We start from the raw sequence: 15,276 nt of genomic DNA, 5'->3' as shown, positions 1-15,276 counted from the left end.
TGGAATAAATTTCTCAAGTATAATAGCTAAAAAGGGTAAAATGGAAATTCCATTTTACCCTTTTTATTTGGTGCTCAATATTCGATTTCTGAATTACCAGAATAGAGAATGTGTATAGATTTTTTGATGTTTTCTACATCTCCCATTATCCATTTTACATTTTTAACTAGTTTTTTCTAAAATAGTTTTCCAAACTACAGCGCTTAAAATGGCTCCAGTGATAGGAGCGAGGATAAACAACCAAACCTGACTTAGTGCAACACCGCCTGCAAGCACAGCAGGACCAATGCTTCGGGCAGGATTTACAGATACGCCCGTTATCTGGATGCCAACGATATGAATAAGCACAAGGCTTAAACCGATTGCTAAGCCGGCAAAACCACCATTAATATTTTTTGTAGATGTTGCACCGAAAATAACCAATAAGAAGATAAATGTAAAAACGGCTTCGGCAACAAATGCAGCCATGGTATTATATTCACCCAAATAACCTGCACCCCAACCGTTAGAACCGAGTGCCCATGGTTTCATTTCGAAACCCGGATGGTTGCTTTCTATAAGAAGCAATAAAGCAGCGCCTGCAATTGCACCTAAAATTTGCGCTACAACATAATATGCTGCTTCGCTTGCTTTCATTCTGCCAGCTACAACCATACCTATAGATATTGCCGGATTGATATGGCAACCAGAAATATGACCAATTGCATAAGCCATTGCTACTACAGATAAGCCGAAAGCAAAAGAGATACCTAATAAGCCAACGCCGGTTGTTCCGTTTGCTCCGGCAATTACTGCACTACCGCAGCCCATTAAAACCAATACTAAAGTGCCAAGAAATTCGGCGGTAAATTTTGAGAATTTTGATGTTTCCATATAATAATTGTTAAAAGTTTTTAAGCTAAAAAATTATATAAGGACGATTCGTTGGCAAAGTAACGAAAAAACATCAATTGATATAGCAAATAAGAATATTCAAGTTTGGCCTGTTTTGATTGTTAACTTTTAGGACAAAAAAATCCCGAATGTTTTCACAATCGGGATTATACTATATTTTAAAATTAATCTTTAAACTAAAAATCCACCGCCAAGTAAATCATTACCTTCATAGAATACAGCCGATTGGCCAGGTGCAATGGCAGAAACATTATGATCAAAAACCACACGCATTCTGTCTTTTTCCTGTACAATTGTACTTAACATACCTGCGTCTTTGTACCTGATTTTGGTAATTACATCATTCAAAGGTTCTTCAATACTAGCATATTTTACAAGGTTGATGTTTCTAACCATCGCTTCCTTACGTTCTAATTCTTCAGCTCTGCCCAAAACAACGGTATTACTTTCTGGTAGTATTTGGGTAACAAACATTGGTTCGCCAAAAGCTACACCCAAACCTTTACGCTGGCCAATAGTATAAAATGGATAACCTTTATGTTGTCCAACCACCATTCCATTGCTTAGAATGAAATTTCCACCTGCAACACGGTCTTCTAAATCTTCAACCTTATGGCGTAAAAATGCTCTGTAATCATTATCAGGAACAAAACAGATTTCATAGCTTTCAGATTTTTTTGCCAACTCTTCTTGCCCCATATCTAAAGCCATTTGTCTTATATCCGCTTTTGCGAAACTACCCAAAGGGAATTTTGTGCGAGAAAGATTTTCTTGAGAAACACCCCATAAAACGTAAGATTGGTCTTTATTTTCGTCTTTTCCTTTCGAAATTACATAACGTCCGCTGTCTTGCTGGCGGATGTTGGCATAATGTCCGGTTGCAATAAATTCGCAATCCAACTTATTAGCACGTTTTAATAAAGCTTCCCATTTAATGTGCGTATTACATAAAACACAAGGGTTTGGAGTTCTTCCTGCTAAATATTCATCGACAAAATTATCGATAACATAATCGCCAAATTCATCTCGAATATCCAAAATGTAATGAGGAAAACCATAATTTACAGCCAATGTGCGGGCATCATTGATACTATCCAGCGAGCAACAACCAGTTTCCTTACTGCTGCCGCCAGAAGAAGCGTAATCCCAGGTCTTCATCGTAAGGCCGATAACCTCGTAACCCTGTTCATGTAACATAACTGCAGCTACCGAACTATCAACCCCGCCACTCATGGCTACCAGAATTCTACCGTGTTTACTCATCTTAAAATTATTGGATGCAAAAATAAGGTTTTCTTCCCTCAATTTAAGTAAAGCAAGTCAGTTACTTGTAAAAACCTAAGTTTATGGTTTAATAGAATTTGTAAAGCAAAAATAGTGTATAAATTAATGTTCGTCCAGCTTTTTGCTCATACCTACCAGCGGTAGGCAAGCGCCCGCAGGCCTTAATCACAAGGACGGTATCCGCTTAAATCTGGTTTAGAAAACTTTCAACTGTGCAATAAACTTTCAACTAAAAACTATAACTATTGCCATCATTTCGATTGAAGCACAGTGAAATAGAGTAATCATTGAGCTTAATTTAAACCTAAGTTAAAAGATTTCTCCGCTTCGGTCGAAATGACGATTTCGCTATGAGCTGGCAGCCTATTAACCCCACAAAATTTTCCTTTATTTCATTAGCGCACAACGAAATAGAGAAATCTTTGAGCTTAATTTAAACCTATTTTGATAGATTTCTCCACTTCGGTCGAAATGACGATTGCGCTATGAGCCTTCAAACTAAACCCGCAACCTCTGCCGTCATTTCGATTGGAGCGCAGCGAAATAGAGAAATCTTTGAACTTATTTAAACCTATTTTAAAAGATTTCTCCACTTCGGTCGAAATGACGATTTCGCTATGAGCTGGCAGCATATTAAACCCACAAAATTTTCCTTCATTTCATTGGAGCGCAGCGAAATAGAGAAATCTTTGAACTTATTTAAAACCTATTTAAAAGATTTCTCCGCTTCGGTCGAAATGACGATTGCGCTATGAGCCTGCAAACTAAACCCGACTTGGCGAAAATAATTTTTGTAGTAGTGACTTTAATAAATTGGAACCCTTAACAAAAAGATTGCCTGCCTGCGGTAGGCAGGCAGCATTTGGCGGGAATGTGGTAACCGAGAAACACTACAACTTCTTTTAAAAATATTCAAATAAAATATTGTATTTTTTTAGATAGTTAATCGATTTAGTTTAACTTTAGTTAATCAATTACAGATAAATTAATACCTTAGAATCTTTAAATTTTAAAACTGATATGATTAAAAAGATTATCCTGCCTTGTTTGCTGTTTTCTGCTTTTGCAGTTTCTGCACAGCAAAATTTGGTGCAGTATGTTAAGCCAATAATTGGTACTTCAAAAATGGGGCATACTTATCCAGGTGCTACGGTTCCATTTGGCGCTGTACAACTTAGTCCGGAAACTGATACTTTATCTTACGAAGTAAATGGAAAGTACAATGGTGATGTTTACAAGTATTGTGCTGGCTATAAATACGAAGATAAAACCATTACAGGTTTTAGTCACACGCATTTTAGTGGCACAGGCCATTCAGATTTGGGCGATTTTTTAATTATGCCCACTCAAGGTAAATTGCAATTAAATCCTGGTACTGCAAGCGACCCTAAGTCAGGTTATCGCTCTGCATATTCGCATGCAAATGAAGTTGCTGAGGCTGGTTATTACAAAGTTAAACTAGATGATGATAATATCACAGCTGAATTAACAGCTACAACCCGTGTTGGTATGCATCAATATACTTTCCCAAAATCAGATCAATCGCACATTGTTTTAGATTTGATGGCTGGAATTTATAATTACGATGAAAAAACCGTTTGGACTTATGTACGTGTTGTAAATGACACCTTGGTAACAGGTTATCGCCAAACAAATGGATGGGCAAGAACGAGAACTGTTTATTTTGCAATGAGTTTTTCTAAACCATTTAAAAGCTATGGCAGAAAGAGTTACGATGCAAAACAAGCTTACAGGGGTTTCTGGGGTAAATTTAACCAAGACAAAAACTTCCCCGAAATTGCCGGTAAAAAGTTAAAAATGTTTTTCGATTTTGATACTGAAGAGGGAGAGAAAGTTAAAATTAAGTTTGCTTTATCTCCGGTAAGTCAAGAAAATGCTTTACAAAATATGCGTGGCGAAATTTCCGGTTGGGATTTTAATAAAGTTAAGCAACAGGCACAAAGTATCTGGAACAAAGAGTTAAATAAGATTCAGGTAAATGCATCAAACGATAATAAAATTAATTTTTATACCGCTTTATATCATTCATTTATAAATCCAACGGTTTATACAGATTTAAACGGAGAATATAAAGGTTTGGACCAAGGAATACATAAAGCTGATGGCTTTACAAATTATACCACATTTTCTCTTTGGGATACTTACAGAGCGCTTCATCCATTTTTTAACATCATACAACCGGGTAGAAGTAATGATATGGTAAAATCAATGATGGCACATTTTGACCAAAGCAGTTTACACATGTTGCCAATTTGGTCGCATTATGCAAATGATAATTGGTGCATGAGCGGTTACCACAGTGTTTCTGTAATTTCTGATGCGATTATTAAAGGAACTTACAATGGCGATGCGAACAAAGCATTGGATGCTTGCATTGCAACGGCCAACCATCGCGATTATGAAGGAATTGGTTATTACATCGACAAAGGATTTATTCCCGCGGATAAAAGTGGCGTTTCAGTTTCCAATAATTTAGAATATTCTTATGATGATTGGGCAATTGCGCAACTCGCTAAAAAGCTAAATAGAATGGATGTTTACAATGATTTTATTAAACGTTCTAATAACTGGAGGAATAACTGGGATGCAGCCTCAGGATTTATGCGACCAAAATTGGCAGATGGAACATTCAAAAAAGAATTCGATCCAAAAGACACTGAAGGGCAAGGTTTTATAGAAGGAAATAGCTGGAATTACAGTTTCTTTGTTCCGCATGACCCGGCTGCGCTTATGGAAGTGATGGGTGGTAAAGCGAAATTTGCATCGCGTTTAGATGCATTATTTACCATGCATTTACCAGATGAATTTTTTGCGCATACTGAGGATATTACCCGCGAAGGAATAATTGGTGGTTATGTACATGGTAACGAGCCTGCGCATCACATCGCTTATTTTTACAATTGGGCTGGTCAGCCTTGGAAAACCCAGGCTCAGGTTCGCCATATTTTAAATATGCAATATAAACCTACTGCAGATGGTTTAGGTGGAAATGATGACTGCGGACAAATGAGTGCCTGGTATATGTTTTCGTCGTTAGGATTTTACCCCGTTTCTCCAGGTTCTGATGTTTACTCATTAGGCAGTCCGGCTGTGAATAATGCGGTTTTAAATCTCGAGAATGGTAAAACTTTTACAGTTGAAGCAATAAAACAAAGTCCTAAAAATGTTTACGTGCAAAAGGTTATGTTAAATGGTAAAGAAATTACCAATTACCAAATTAAACATAGCGACATTACAAATGGTGGTAAATTAACATTTTACATGTCGCCCAAGCCGAAGAAATAACACATCCTATTAGATTTGCTTACCGCTGGCATAATAACCAGCGGTTTTTTTGTTTCTATAAATACCTTAACCACCAATTGCTGTGTGTTTGTTTATACTTTTTAAACCATTTACATGGATAATAAAGCGATGCAACCACAAAAATCCATATTGCATAAACTATCCATAAATTATAGCCAAAAGCAACCGGTCGAAAGAAAAATGGCATCTGGATTATCTGAGCGGATGTGTTTCCCTCTAAAAAAAATAAAGCCACCAGAATGGTGTGCAATAGGTAAAAGTGCAAAATGTAATAAAAAAATGGAACGGAACCATATACGGAAAGCACTTTGCTTAGCTTATTAATAGCACCTTCTGTAATTGCCAAAAGAAGCAAGGCAACACCAATAGTCATCCCTGTAAACTGAAGTGATGGCGGATACTTGCTGACATTAAAAAACGAAAATAAGTTTTTAACTAAATCGTGATATTCTTTGCGTGGAGCCGGGTCGCCGTAAACACTCAATAAACGTAAGCCCACGAAAATGACCAAAGCCAGTGCCCCAAAATTAAGCAGATTTCTGTTTCTCTTAACTGGATTAAAATCTTTATTAAACCATTTTCCTGTGGCGTAGCCGAGAAACATTATACCGGTCCAAGGTAGGATAGCATAGAAAACCCCAATAAAATGGTTATTACCGATGGTAACAACAGTACCAAAAGCCGTAAAAAATATTTTTAAAACAAGGTTGAGGTTTTCATCATTCGGTGCTGGAAAGAGATTGAAAATATTATGGCCTAAAACTAAAAGTAAGCCCAATAACAGCACTAATTTGTATGAAACCCGACTAAAAATAGCCAGAAAAATCATGCTCCAGCCAATAGCCCAAATTACCTGTAAAATAACAAAATTATATGTAGGATTAAATGTTAAGCCAAGCGTAACAATTGCAACCTCAATAAAAATTAACCATAAGCCCCGTTTAAATAGAAAAGCGCTCGATTGCGATGGCGTTTTATTTTGAGCAGAAAGATATGCAGATAGCCCAGATAAGAAAACAAACGTTGGCGCACAAAAATGAGTAATCCATCTGGTAAAAAATAAAAATGGCGTTGTGGTATCTGGATTTAAGGGGTCGCCAGTCATGGCTTGAATGTGAAAAAAATCTCTTGTATGATCGAGTGCCATGATAATCATTACAAGTCCTCTCAGAATATCAATAGAAACAATTCGTTTGGATAAAAGCTTTTGTTCAGCATTCATGATTTCGGGATGAAATTGATTAAAAGTTTGGTTAGAATGGTAATTGTAGAATTAAATATACGTAGTAATTGAATAATTGTTAGAAAAAATCTTTTGAAAAAAATCAGATATAAATTAAAAACAGGTAAACTAAGAATATATTCCTAAAAGGAGTTAATTTATAAATGTTAATAACCTTGATTTATTACCAATATTAAAATGTAAAATATGGCTTGATTAAGCTAAATCTAAATTTTCGATAACATTATGATGTTGATAAAATTCATAAAAAATGTTGATAATGCTTAAGAATAAATATTTAGGTTTATGTAAGCCATTAATTATCCCTAATTAAAAGCTGGTTGAAGTTGCAGGCAAAACTTGCAAATGAAGCTCGTTTTTATAAAAGAATTTCAAAATGCCTAACCTATTTCAAACTCCAGGAGTTTACATCGAAGAGATTAGCAATCTAATATCTCTGGATACACTTATATCCATATCTACACAAGGATTTTCTTATCAAGACGGAATAATTAATAAAAAGATATCTTCAAAATTTATAGATATTCCTGATTTCAGATTATACGCATCCTTAAGCCCAGTTAAGCAATCTGCTTCCAACAATTATCAACCTAAAATTTATTAATCTAATAAAGCATCTTATGATCTTATTTTCATCCATCAGAACAAAGGCAGGTAGTTTGACCAATATCTTGCCTGATAATCAAACTGAAGATCCATTTCTTCAAAGCGATTGCATTGATAATAAAAAATTCAATCAAAATATAGCCGACAGTGATTTAGAAGACTTTATGAACGACTATGAAGCTTTGGCCTTTTATGTTACCCAAGGTATAAAACCAGAGTGGTTACCTTTAAACGCCACATTTGAGCCTTCAAAAATTCTATTGGATCTGCATAATAATTATGCAAGCTTATTTGCCGATTTTATTCAATCTATAAAAAATAATTGCGATTTTTTAGAAAGAGCGATTAAACTTATTGATAGACATACCTACAGTTTCAATCATAGTTTCCGGACAGAAATTTCTAACAGTTCTGGTTTTACAGAAATAAATCACGATTGGCTTTTTCTTTTAGCTTCTGATGGTTTGGCAGAGACAAACCAGCCTTTAGCAAAATCAGATTATTAGTTTCCCTTCTTCAAGGTACCCATTCAAGTCACTAAAACCTCCGCTTTTAGTATATGCTTGTAATATCTTTGGTACGTATAGCAAAATCGATTTAGTAATGCCTCAATTGCCTTTTTTGATTTTGAACTTCAGAAAATTTTAATATATATTTGTTTAAGTTCTAACCGGATTATTAAATAAGTTAATCAATGCGCTGAAACATATAACGGCATTTATCTACCATTGTATATAAAAAAACCTGAAATAAATACACGATAATATAATTATGAAAAGACGAACTTTTATTCAAAACACGAGCTTATTGGGTGCAGGTGTTGTGGCTTCAAAATTTTCTTTTGCTACAGCATTAGCTCCAGAATTTCCAATAGTTAGAGTTGCTGAAGGTAAAAGACATTTCAAAAGTAAAGCAGTAGACAATGCAATTAAAACATTTCAAAGCAAAGTTAAAAACCCTGAATTGAACTGGCTTTTCGAAAATTGCTTTCCTAATACTTTAGATACTACAGTTTATTATTCAGATAAAAATGGCAAACCAGATACCTATGTAATTACTGGAGATATTGATGCCATGTGGTTGCGTGATAGTTCTGCCCAGGTTTGGCCATATTTACAATTTGTAAATGAAGATGAGCCTTTAAAAAAGCTAATTTCAGGGGTTATTAGCCACCAAACGCAATGCGTTCTAAAAGATCCTTATGCAAATGCTTTTTATGGTGATGCAACAAAAGTAGGGGAATGGAAAACAGACCGTACAGATATGCAAGCCGGTGTACATGAGCGTAAATGGGAAATTGATTCGTTGTGTTACCCGATTCGTTTGGCCTACTTTTACTGGAAAAAAACCGGCGATAAGGCGCCTTTCGATGCTAACTGGAAAAAAGGAATTGAAACAACTCTAAAAACTTTTAAAGAACAACAGCGTAAAACTAACAATGGTCCTTATCATTTTCAGCGTAATACGCAACATCCAACTGATTCGTTGCCAATGGCAGGCTATGGTTTTCCTGTTAATCCTGTGGGTTTAATTTGTTCAGCTTTTCGCCCTAGCGATGATGCAACAATATTTCCGTTTTTAATACCCTCAAACTTCTTTGCGGTAACCAGTTTAAAGCAGGCTGCAGAAATGATAAAAGCTTTGCAAAGCGATGCCAAATTAGAGAGCAGTTTATTAAATCTTGCTGATGAAGTAAGTGCAGCAATTCAAAAACATGCTATTGTAAATCATCCTAAATACGGAAAAATCTATGCCTTTGAGGTTGATGGTTTTGGAAGCACTTATTTAATGGATGATTCTAATGTACCGAGTTTATTAAGTTTGCCTTATTTGGGTGCTGTTAAACTTGATGATCCGATTTATCAAAATACCAGAAAGTTTGCACTCTCACTTGATAATCCCTACTTCTTTAAAGGCACAGCCGCTGAAGGTATTGGTGGGCCACACGTTGGACAAGATATGATTTGGCCAATGAGTATTACGATGAGGGCTTTGACCTCAACAGATGATAAAGAAATTAAATGGTGTATAGAAACCTTACAGAAAACACATGCTGGTATGGGTTTCATGCACGAAGCATTTCATAAAAACGACCCGGCCAAATTTACCCGCTCATGGTTTGCCTGGTCAAATACCTTATTTGGTGAGTTACTTTGGAGAACTTACCATGAAAAACCTGCACTTTTAAAAGTTTAATTGTTAGCCCGTCTTCAATAAAATGAAGCGGGCTTTTTAACTTAATAAGTTCTGGTTCGAAAATGATAAATCGATTTAGGTATTCATAACGCTGAATGTTTATTTGATATCTAACCTAATGTACTAATCCTGATGAAAAACCTTAATCATAAATTTCTTTGTTTAATGCTGTTGCTTTTGTTGAGTACAATAAGCAGTAGGAGCCAAAATTTTGGTAAATACGTAAATACTTTTATCGGCACAGCGCCATTAACCGACCCAAAAATTTTAGGTTATAAATTGCCAGATGGATGGCGTTCTTGGGCGGGGTTAACTTTTCCCGGGAGCTCGTTGCCCAATGCAATGGTTCAGCTAAGTCCTATGACTGAGTATGGCTCTGGTGCAGGATATGAGTATGAAGATTCGACAATTTTAGGCTTTACGCACACAAATAAAGGACATTGGAATCTTTGCAATATTCCAATATTGCCAATGTCTAATCCGGGTGAAAAATTTGGCTCAAAGTTTTCACATAAAAAAGAAAGTTCGGCACCAGGTTTTTATCAGGTTTATTTGGATGATTATGATGTGAATGTTAGTCTGACTTCAACGCTAAGAGCAGGTTATCATAAATACGAATTTAAAAATAATACCAACCGCCAAATCCTGTTTGATATGGGCAAAGCAAACAGCCGTGTAACAACCTGGGCAATAGAACAAGAAGGCGACAATGTAATTAAAGGCTTTCAAGGAGGAGAAAATGTTTATTTCTATGCCATCATCAGCACAAAAATTAACAGGCTAAATAAAACTGAAGAAGGTAAAAGAACTGGCTATGCAATTGCTCATTTAGCTGATGGTAATAACCAACCGGTAGAAATTAAAATCGGCTTATCTTTTGTAAGTACAGAAAATGCCAAAGAAAATGTGCTTGCAGAGATTGGTAAAAAATCTTTCGACGAAATTCGTAAAGAAGCCACTTTAAAATGGGAGAAAATTTTATCGTCGATACAAGTTAAGGGTGGAACCGAAAAGCAAAAAGTTATGCTTTATTCGTGCCTGTACCGTTCTTTTTTATGGCCGGCGTTACGTAGTGATGTAAACGGACAATTTACTGATGCAAATAAAAAAGTGGTAAAGGCCGATTTTAATTATTACACAGAACCTTCTTTATGGGATACTTACAGAAATAAAGATGTTTTGTTGGGGCTGATTTCTCCCGAAGTTACGCTTGATGTTATCAAATCTATGAAAGATGTGGGCGATAAGAAAGGATTCATTCCAACCTTTTTTCATGGCGATCATGGTTCTTCATCAATTGCAGGCGCTTATCTGCGAGGTATTGATAATTTCGACATTAAAGGAACTTATGAAATTCTATTGAAAAATGCCAATACACCGGGTGGTGCACGTCCACATGTAGAAGAATACATTAAAAAGGGATTTATTTCAGACCCTGATATTCCAAATCCAAAAGTTGAGACCAAGGCAGCGGCTGGTGTTTCTAAAACATTAGAATACTCTTACGATGATTATTCTGTAGCTCAAATTGCTAAGAAATTAGGCGATACGGCAAATTATAGAATTTTAATGGCCCGTTCTAAAAATTATAAAAACATGTTCGATCCATCAACAAGGTTTATGCGTGGTAAATTGGCCGATGGTTCCTGGATTAAACCGTTTAATCCTCAATTTCCTTATTACGAATATATGTATAGAGAGGCTAATGCCTGGCAGGTTTCTTTCTTTGCTCCGCATGATATGAAAGGATTAGTTGAGCTTTACGGCGGACCAAAAGGCTTTGAAGCGAAATTAGATTCTTTATTTACTGTTCCATGGAATCCAAATTACATTGCAAGAAATGTAGAAACAATGATTGGGCAATATTGCCATGGCAACCAACCCGATCACGAAGCACCTTTTTCTTACCATTTTATAAATAAGCCAGAAAAATCTCAAAAAATACTGGATACGATTATGAATACTTTGTATGGTATTGGAGATAATGGACTGGCTTTATGCGGAATGGATGATGCCGGTGAAATGTCATCCTGGTATGTTTTTAGTGCGTTAGGCATATATCCTTTTTCTGCAACCGATGCCGAATACATCGTTACCGCACCACTTTTTGATGAGATTAAATGGCGTACTAGCAACGGAAAAACCATCACAATCAGTAAACCTAACAAAGGAAGAGCTTTATCATCTATCAAAGTTAATGGAAAATTAAACGAAGGCTATTTTGTATCTCACGATTTGTTTAAAAATGGAGGCCGATTGGAAATTTTTACGCGATAATGATATAGGGCAATCAATAATTATAAAGTTTAACAATCACATTATCAATTTTTCATAAAAAATTGATTGAGGATAAATTACTGGTCTAATAGAATTTTAATATCGCTTTTGGAAGGTATAGATTAATTTGTTTATACTTATGTGTCAAAATTATTTCGTGAGTAGTTTTTGATTTAAAATCCCAACAAAAGTTCGTAAACATGAAAACAAACCTGAAGTGGTTTAGCAGTATATTTTTTTCAGCCATACTTTGCACCAGCGTTTTTGCCCAAACTAAAAACAGCATACCCATTTATAAAAATCCGAAGGCCAATGTTGAAAGCAGAATTAAAGATTTGCTTTCGCGTATGAATATTGAGGAAAAAGTTGGACAAATTTCTATGCCCTTAGGCTGGCCAATGTACGCCAGAACCGGTAATGATGTTGAGGTAAGCGATGAATTTAAAAAATCATTAAAAACAGAGCATACCGGAATGCTATGGGCAACTTTAAGGGCAGACCCCTGGACAAAAAAGACATTATTAAACGGGTTAAATCCAGAGCTGGCTGCTAAAGCTACAAATGCTATCCAGAAATATGCCTTAGAAAATACCCGTTTAGGTATTCCAATTTTACTTTCTGAAGAATGCCCACACGGACACATGGCGATTGGTACTACAGTTTTTCCAACTTCGATAGGGCAAGCAAGTACCTTTAACCCTGATTTGATTAACCAAATGGCAAAAGTGATTGCCTCAGAAACCCGTTTACAAGGTGGACATGTTGGTTATGGTCCGGTGTTAGATTTAGCCCGAGAACCCAGATGGTCTAGAGTGGAAGAAACTTATGGGGAAGACCATGTTTTAAACAGCAGAATGGGCGAGGCGATGGTTAAGGGTTTTCAGGGTAATAGCATTAAAAGTGGTGGAAATATTGTGGCTACATTGAAACACTTTGCTGCTTATGGTGCACCAGAAGGCGGTCATAATGGTGGAAGCATAAGTGTAGGCATGCGTAGCTTAAATCAGTTTTATTTGCCACCATTTAAAGCTGCTGTTAAAGCGGGAGCTTTATCGGTTATGACCGCTTATAATTCTATTGATGGTGTTCCGTGTTCTTCAAATGAATTTTTATTGAATGATTTATTAAGAAGGAAATGGGGATTTAAAGGTTTTGTAGTTTCTGATTTAAATAGCATTTCCGGACTAATGTCAAACCATCATGTTGCTGCAAATGCAACCGATGCTGCTACGCTTTCTATCAATGCTGGTTTAGATGCTGATTTAAGTGGCATAGGTTATGGAAAGGCACTTCGCAATGCTGTAAAAGCGGGAAAAGTTTCTACAAAAACTTTAGATACGGCGGTAAGTAGAGTATTAAGAGTAAAATTTAATATGGGGCTTTTTGAAAATCCTTATGTTAATGTTGAGCAAGCCAAGAATAACATCAGAACTAAGGAAAACATTGAACTGGCCAGAAGGGTAGCTCGTGAATCAATAGTGTTGCTTAAGAATGAGGGCAATGTATTGCCTTTGAATAAAAGTCTAAAAAACATTGCGGTTATAGGCCCAAATGCAGATAATATTTACAACCAACTTGGCGATTACACTGCACCCCAATCAGAAGAGAACGTAGTAACGGTATTGGAAGGTATTAAAAATAAATTATCATCAGATACAAAAATAAATTATGTAAAAGGTTGTGGGATAAGAGATACGCTCAACAGCACTATTGATGAAGCGGTATCAATTGCTAAAAAATCTGATGCAGTGATAATTGTTTTAGGTGGCTCTAGTGCCAGAGATTTTAAAACAGAATACATTGAAACCGGTGCCGCTAAAATTAGCACAGCTGATAAAGGTTTGAGCGATATGGAAAGTGGTGAAGGCTTTGACAGGTCTACTTTAGATTTATTAGGCGACCAACTTAAACTTTTAAAAGCAGTTGCAAAAACCGGAAAACCTGTTGTTTTAGTGCTTATAAAAGGCAGGCCATTAAATTTAAACTGGGCTTCGGAGCATATTCCGGCTATTCTAGATGCATGGTATCCTGGTCAGGAGGGAGGAAATGCAATTGCTGATGTAATTTTTGGCGATTACAATCCGGCAGGTAGATTACCTATTTCTATTCCTAAATCGGTAGGTCAGTTACCAGTTTATTACAATGCCCGCTATCCTGAAAAGCATGACTACCTTGAGGTTGATGCAAAGCCTTTATATAGTTTTGGCTATGGCTTAAGTTATACAACTTTCAATTATCAAAACCTTAAAATTAAAAATGAAACCAACAGCCACACGATTAAAGTAAGTTTTGATTTAAAAAATAATGGCACCAAGGATGGCGAAGAAGTGGTTCAGCTATATCTTAAAGGCAAAACTTCATCTGTAGTTTTACCAATGAAGCAACTAAAACAGTTTAAAAGAATTTTCTTAAAAGCAGGTGAACTAAAGACTTTAAACTTTACTTTATCAAAAGATGACTTGGAAATCTATAATCAAAACAACAAATGGGTGGTTGAGGCAGGAACCTATCATTTGATGGTTTCATCATCATCTGATAATGTGAAATTGGAGCAAAATTTTACTATGGGTTCTACATTATGATAAACAAGTATCAAAAGGTTTCTTCATAAGAAAAACCAATTTTTTTTAGAATTTTTATAACAACTTAAAAATAAACTATATCTTTAGGTAATCAATTTTAGGTAATTGATTAATTGTTCTTAGAGAAAACAATTATAGGAGGGGTAGTGTTAATTCACTGCCCTTTTTTACATTCTATACTTAATAGTTCTTTGCTATTTCGTATTGAAAATCTTGATATTCGGCACTGTTATAGATTGTTTTCTCTACAATTTGTATCCAGTTATTGCCAGAATTAGAATATACTGTAACCTTACTAGGGAATTTTTGAACTAAATCTTTTTTGATAACTGATTTTTGTTCGGGTTGTATAATTGTTTCTACCAGTGCGAAAATTTTAAATACGTTAGCGCCTAAAGCATGACTATAAATACCTGTAACCAGCGTTTTGGTAATAGAAGCTTTTTCGACGTTTGTTTTGCCAATAAATTTTGCATTCCATTCTGATGGTTTTTTCGGTACGCAAATTATCTTCGCATATATATTATCGGCTTTATTTAAAACAAGCATTGGCACATTATTTAATCTAACACTGCTCTTATTAGATTTTATATAACCAAGCCATCCGGCCTTTACATCAGAGGTTTTACCAAACAAATCTTTGCCTTTTAACAAATCTATTTCAGGTGGACTGAAACTTAAAAAAACAAGCAAATTAAGCAAAAAGGCAATATTCATTAGAGGGATTTTAACCTGCAAGATAATGCAAATTAATACGTCCAAATGGCTTAAATGGTTTTATGACATTCTGTAAAGTATTGAGTATCAATAATTCTGTATTCTGCATAAGCTGCCTTACAATTTTTAGTATCTTTAAGAAGTTATTGC

General features: G+C 35.6%; 10 protein-coding genes. 6 read left to right on the top strand and 4 right to left on the bottom strand.

Translation table 11 applies throughout. The features are described 5' to 3' along the window. Positions 1 to 162 precede the first annotated feature (162 nt). Positions 163 to 873 (bottom strand): aquaporin Z, encoded by a 711-nt coding sequence (gene aqpZ, locus LUA86_RS06165; RefSeq protein ID WP_231459737.1) that lies wholly within the window; start codon positions 871 to 873, stop codon positions 163 to 165. Between the two features lie 192 nt (positions 874 to 1,065). Continuing rightward, complete coding sequence (gene mnmA, locus LUA86_RS06160) at positions 1,066 to 2,157, bottom strand: tRNA 2-thiouridine(34) synthase MnmA (RefSeq protein ID WP_231459736.1); 1,092 nt, start codon at positions 2,155 to 2,157, stop codon at positions 1,066 to 1,068. 1,041 nt (positions 2,158 to 3,198) lie between these two features. Between mnmA and LUA86_RS06155 the strand changes: the two genes are divergently transcribed. Beyond that, entirely contained in the window at positions 3,199 to 5,484 is a 2,286-nt protein-coding gene (locus tag LUA86_RS06155; RefSeq protein ID WP_231459735.1) for a GH92 family glycosyl hydrolase, read from the top strand. 55 nt (positions 5,485 to 5,539) lie between these two features. Here LUA86_RS06155 and LUA86_RS06150 read toward each other — a convergent pair whose 3' ends face one another. Then, the gene (locus tag LUA86_RS06150; protein WP_231459734.1) at positions 5,540 to 6,727 is read right to left on the bottom strand and encodes a DUF1624 domain-containing protein; all 1,188 of its coding nucleotides are present in this window, start codon (positions 6,725 to 6,727) and stop codon (positions 5,540 to 5,542) included. Between the two features lie 397 nt (positions 6,728 to 7,124). Between LUA86_RS06150 and LUA86_RS06145 the strand changes: the two genes are divergently transcribed. The 5 genes from LUA86_RS06145 (at position 7,125) to LUA86_RS06125 (ending at position 14,409) form a co-directional block, all read left to right on the top strand. Continuing rightward, on the top strand, positions 7,125 to 7,352 hold the full coding sequence (locus tag LUA86_RS06145) for a hypothetical protein (RefSeq protein ID WP_231459733.1): 228 nt from the start codon (positions 7,125 to 7,127) through the stop codon (positions 7,350 to 7,352). A gap of 16 nt (positions 7,353 to 7,368) precedes the next feature. Next, complete coding sequence (locus LUA86_RS06140; RefSeq protein ID WP_231459732.1) at positions 7,369 to 7,860, top strand: hypothetical protein; 492 nt, start codon at positions 7,369 to 7,371, stop codon at positions 7,858 to 7,860. 265 nt (positions 7,861 to 8,125) lie between these two features. Beyond that, positions 8,126 to 9,550, top strand: a complete 1,425-nt coding sequence (locus tag LUA86_RS06135) for a glycoside hydrolase family 125 protein (protein ID WP_231459731.1) — start codon at positions 8,126 to 8,128, stop codon at positions 9,548 to 9,550. A gap of 132 nt (positions 9,551 to 9,682) precedes the next feature. Beyond that, the gene (locus LUA86_RS06130) at positions 9,683 to 11,827 is read left to right on the top strand and encodes a GH92 family glycosyl hydrolase (RefSeq protein ID WP_231459730.1); all 2,145 of its coding nucleotides are present in this window, start codon (positions 9,683 to 9,685) and stop codon (positions 11,825 to 11,827) included. 200 nt (positions 11,828 to 12,027) lie between these two features. Beyond that, positions 12,028 to 14,409 (top strand): glycoside hydrolase family 3 N-terminal domain-containing protein, encoded by a 2,382-nt coding sequence (locus LUA86_RS06125; RefSeq protein WP_231459729.1) that lies wholly within the window; start codon positions 12,028 to 12,030, stop codon positions 14,407 to 14,409. Between the two features lie 180 nt (positions 14,410 to 14,589). Here the strand turns inward: LUA86_RS06125 and LUA86_RS06120 are convergent, their stop codons facing one another. Then, complete coding sequence (locus LUA86_RS06120) at positions 14,590 to 15,126, bottom strand: hypothetical protein (RefSeq protein ID WP_231459728.1); 537 nt, start codon at positions 15,124 to 15,126, stop codon at positions 14,590 to 14,592. Between the last annotated feature and the right edge of the window lie 150 nt (positions 15,127 to 15,276).

This window comes from Pedobacter sp. Leaf132, assembly GCF_920984695.1.
Taxonomy (GTDB): Bacteria; Bacteroidota; Bacteroidia; order Sphingobacteriales; family Sphingobacteriaceae; genus Pedobacter.
This window is presented reverse-complemented; position numbering and strand designations above follow the sequence as displayed.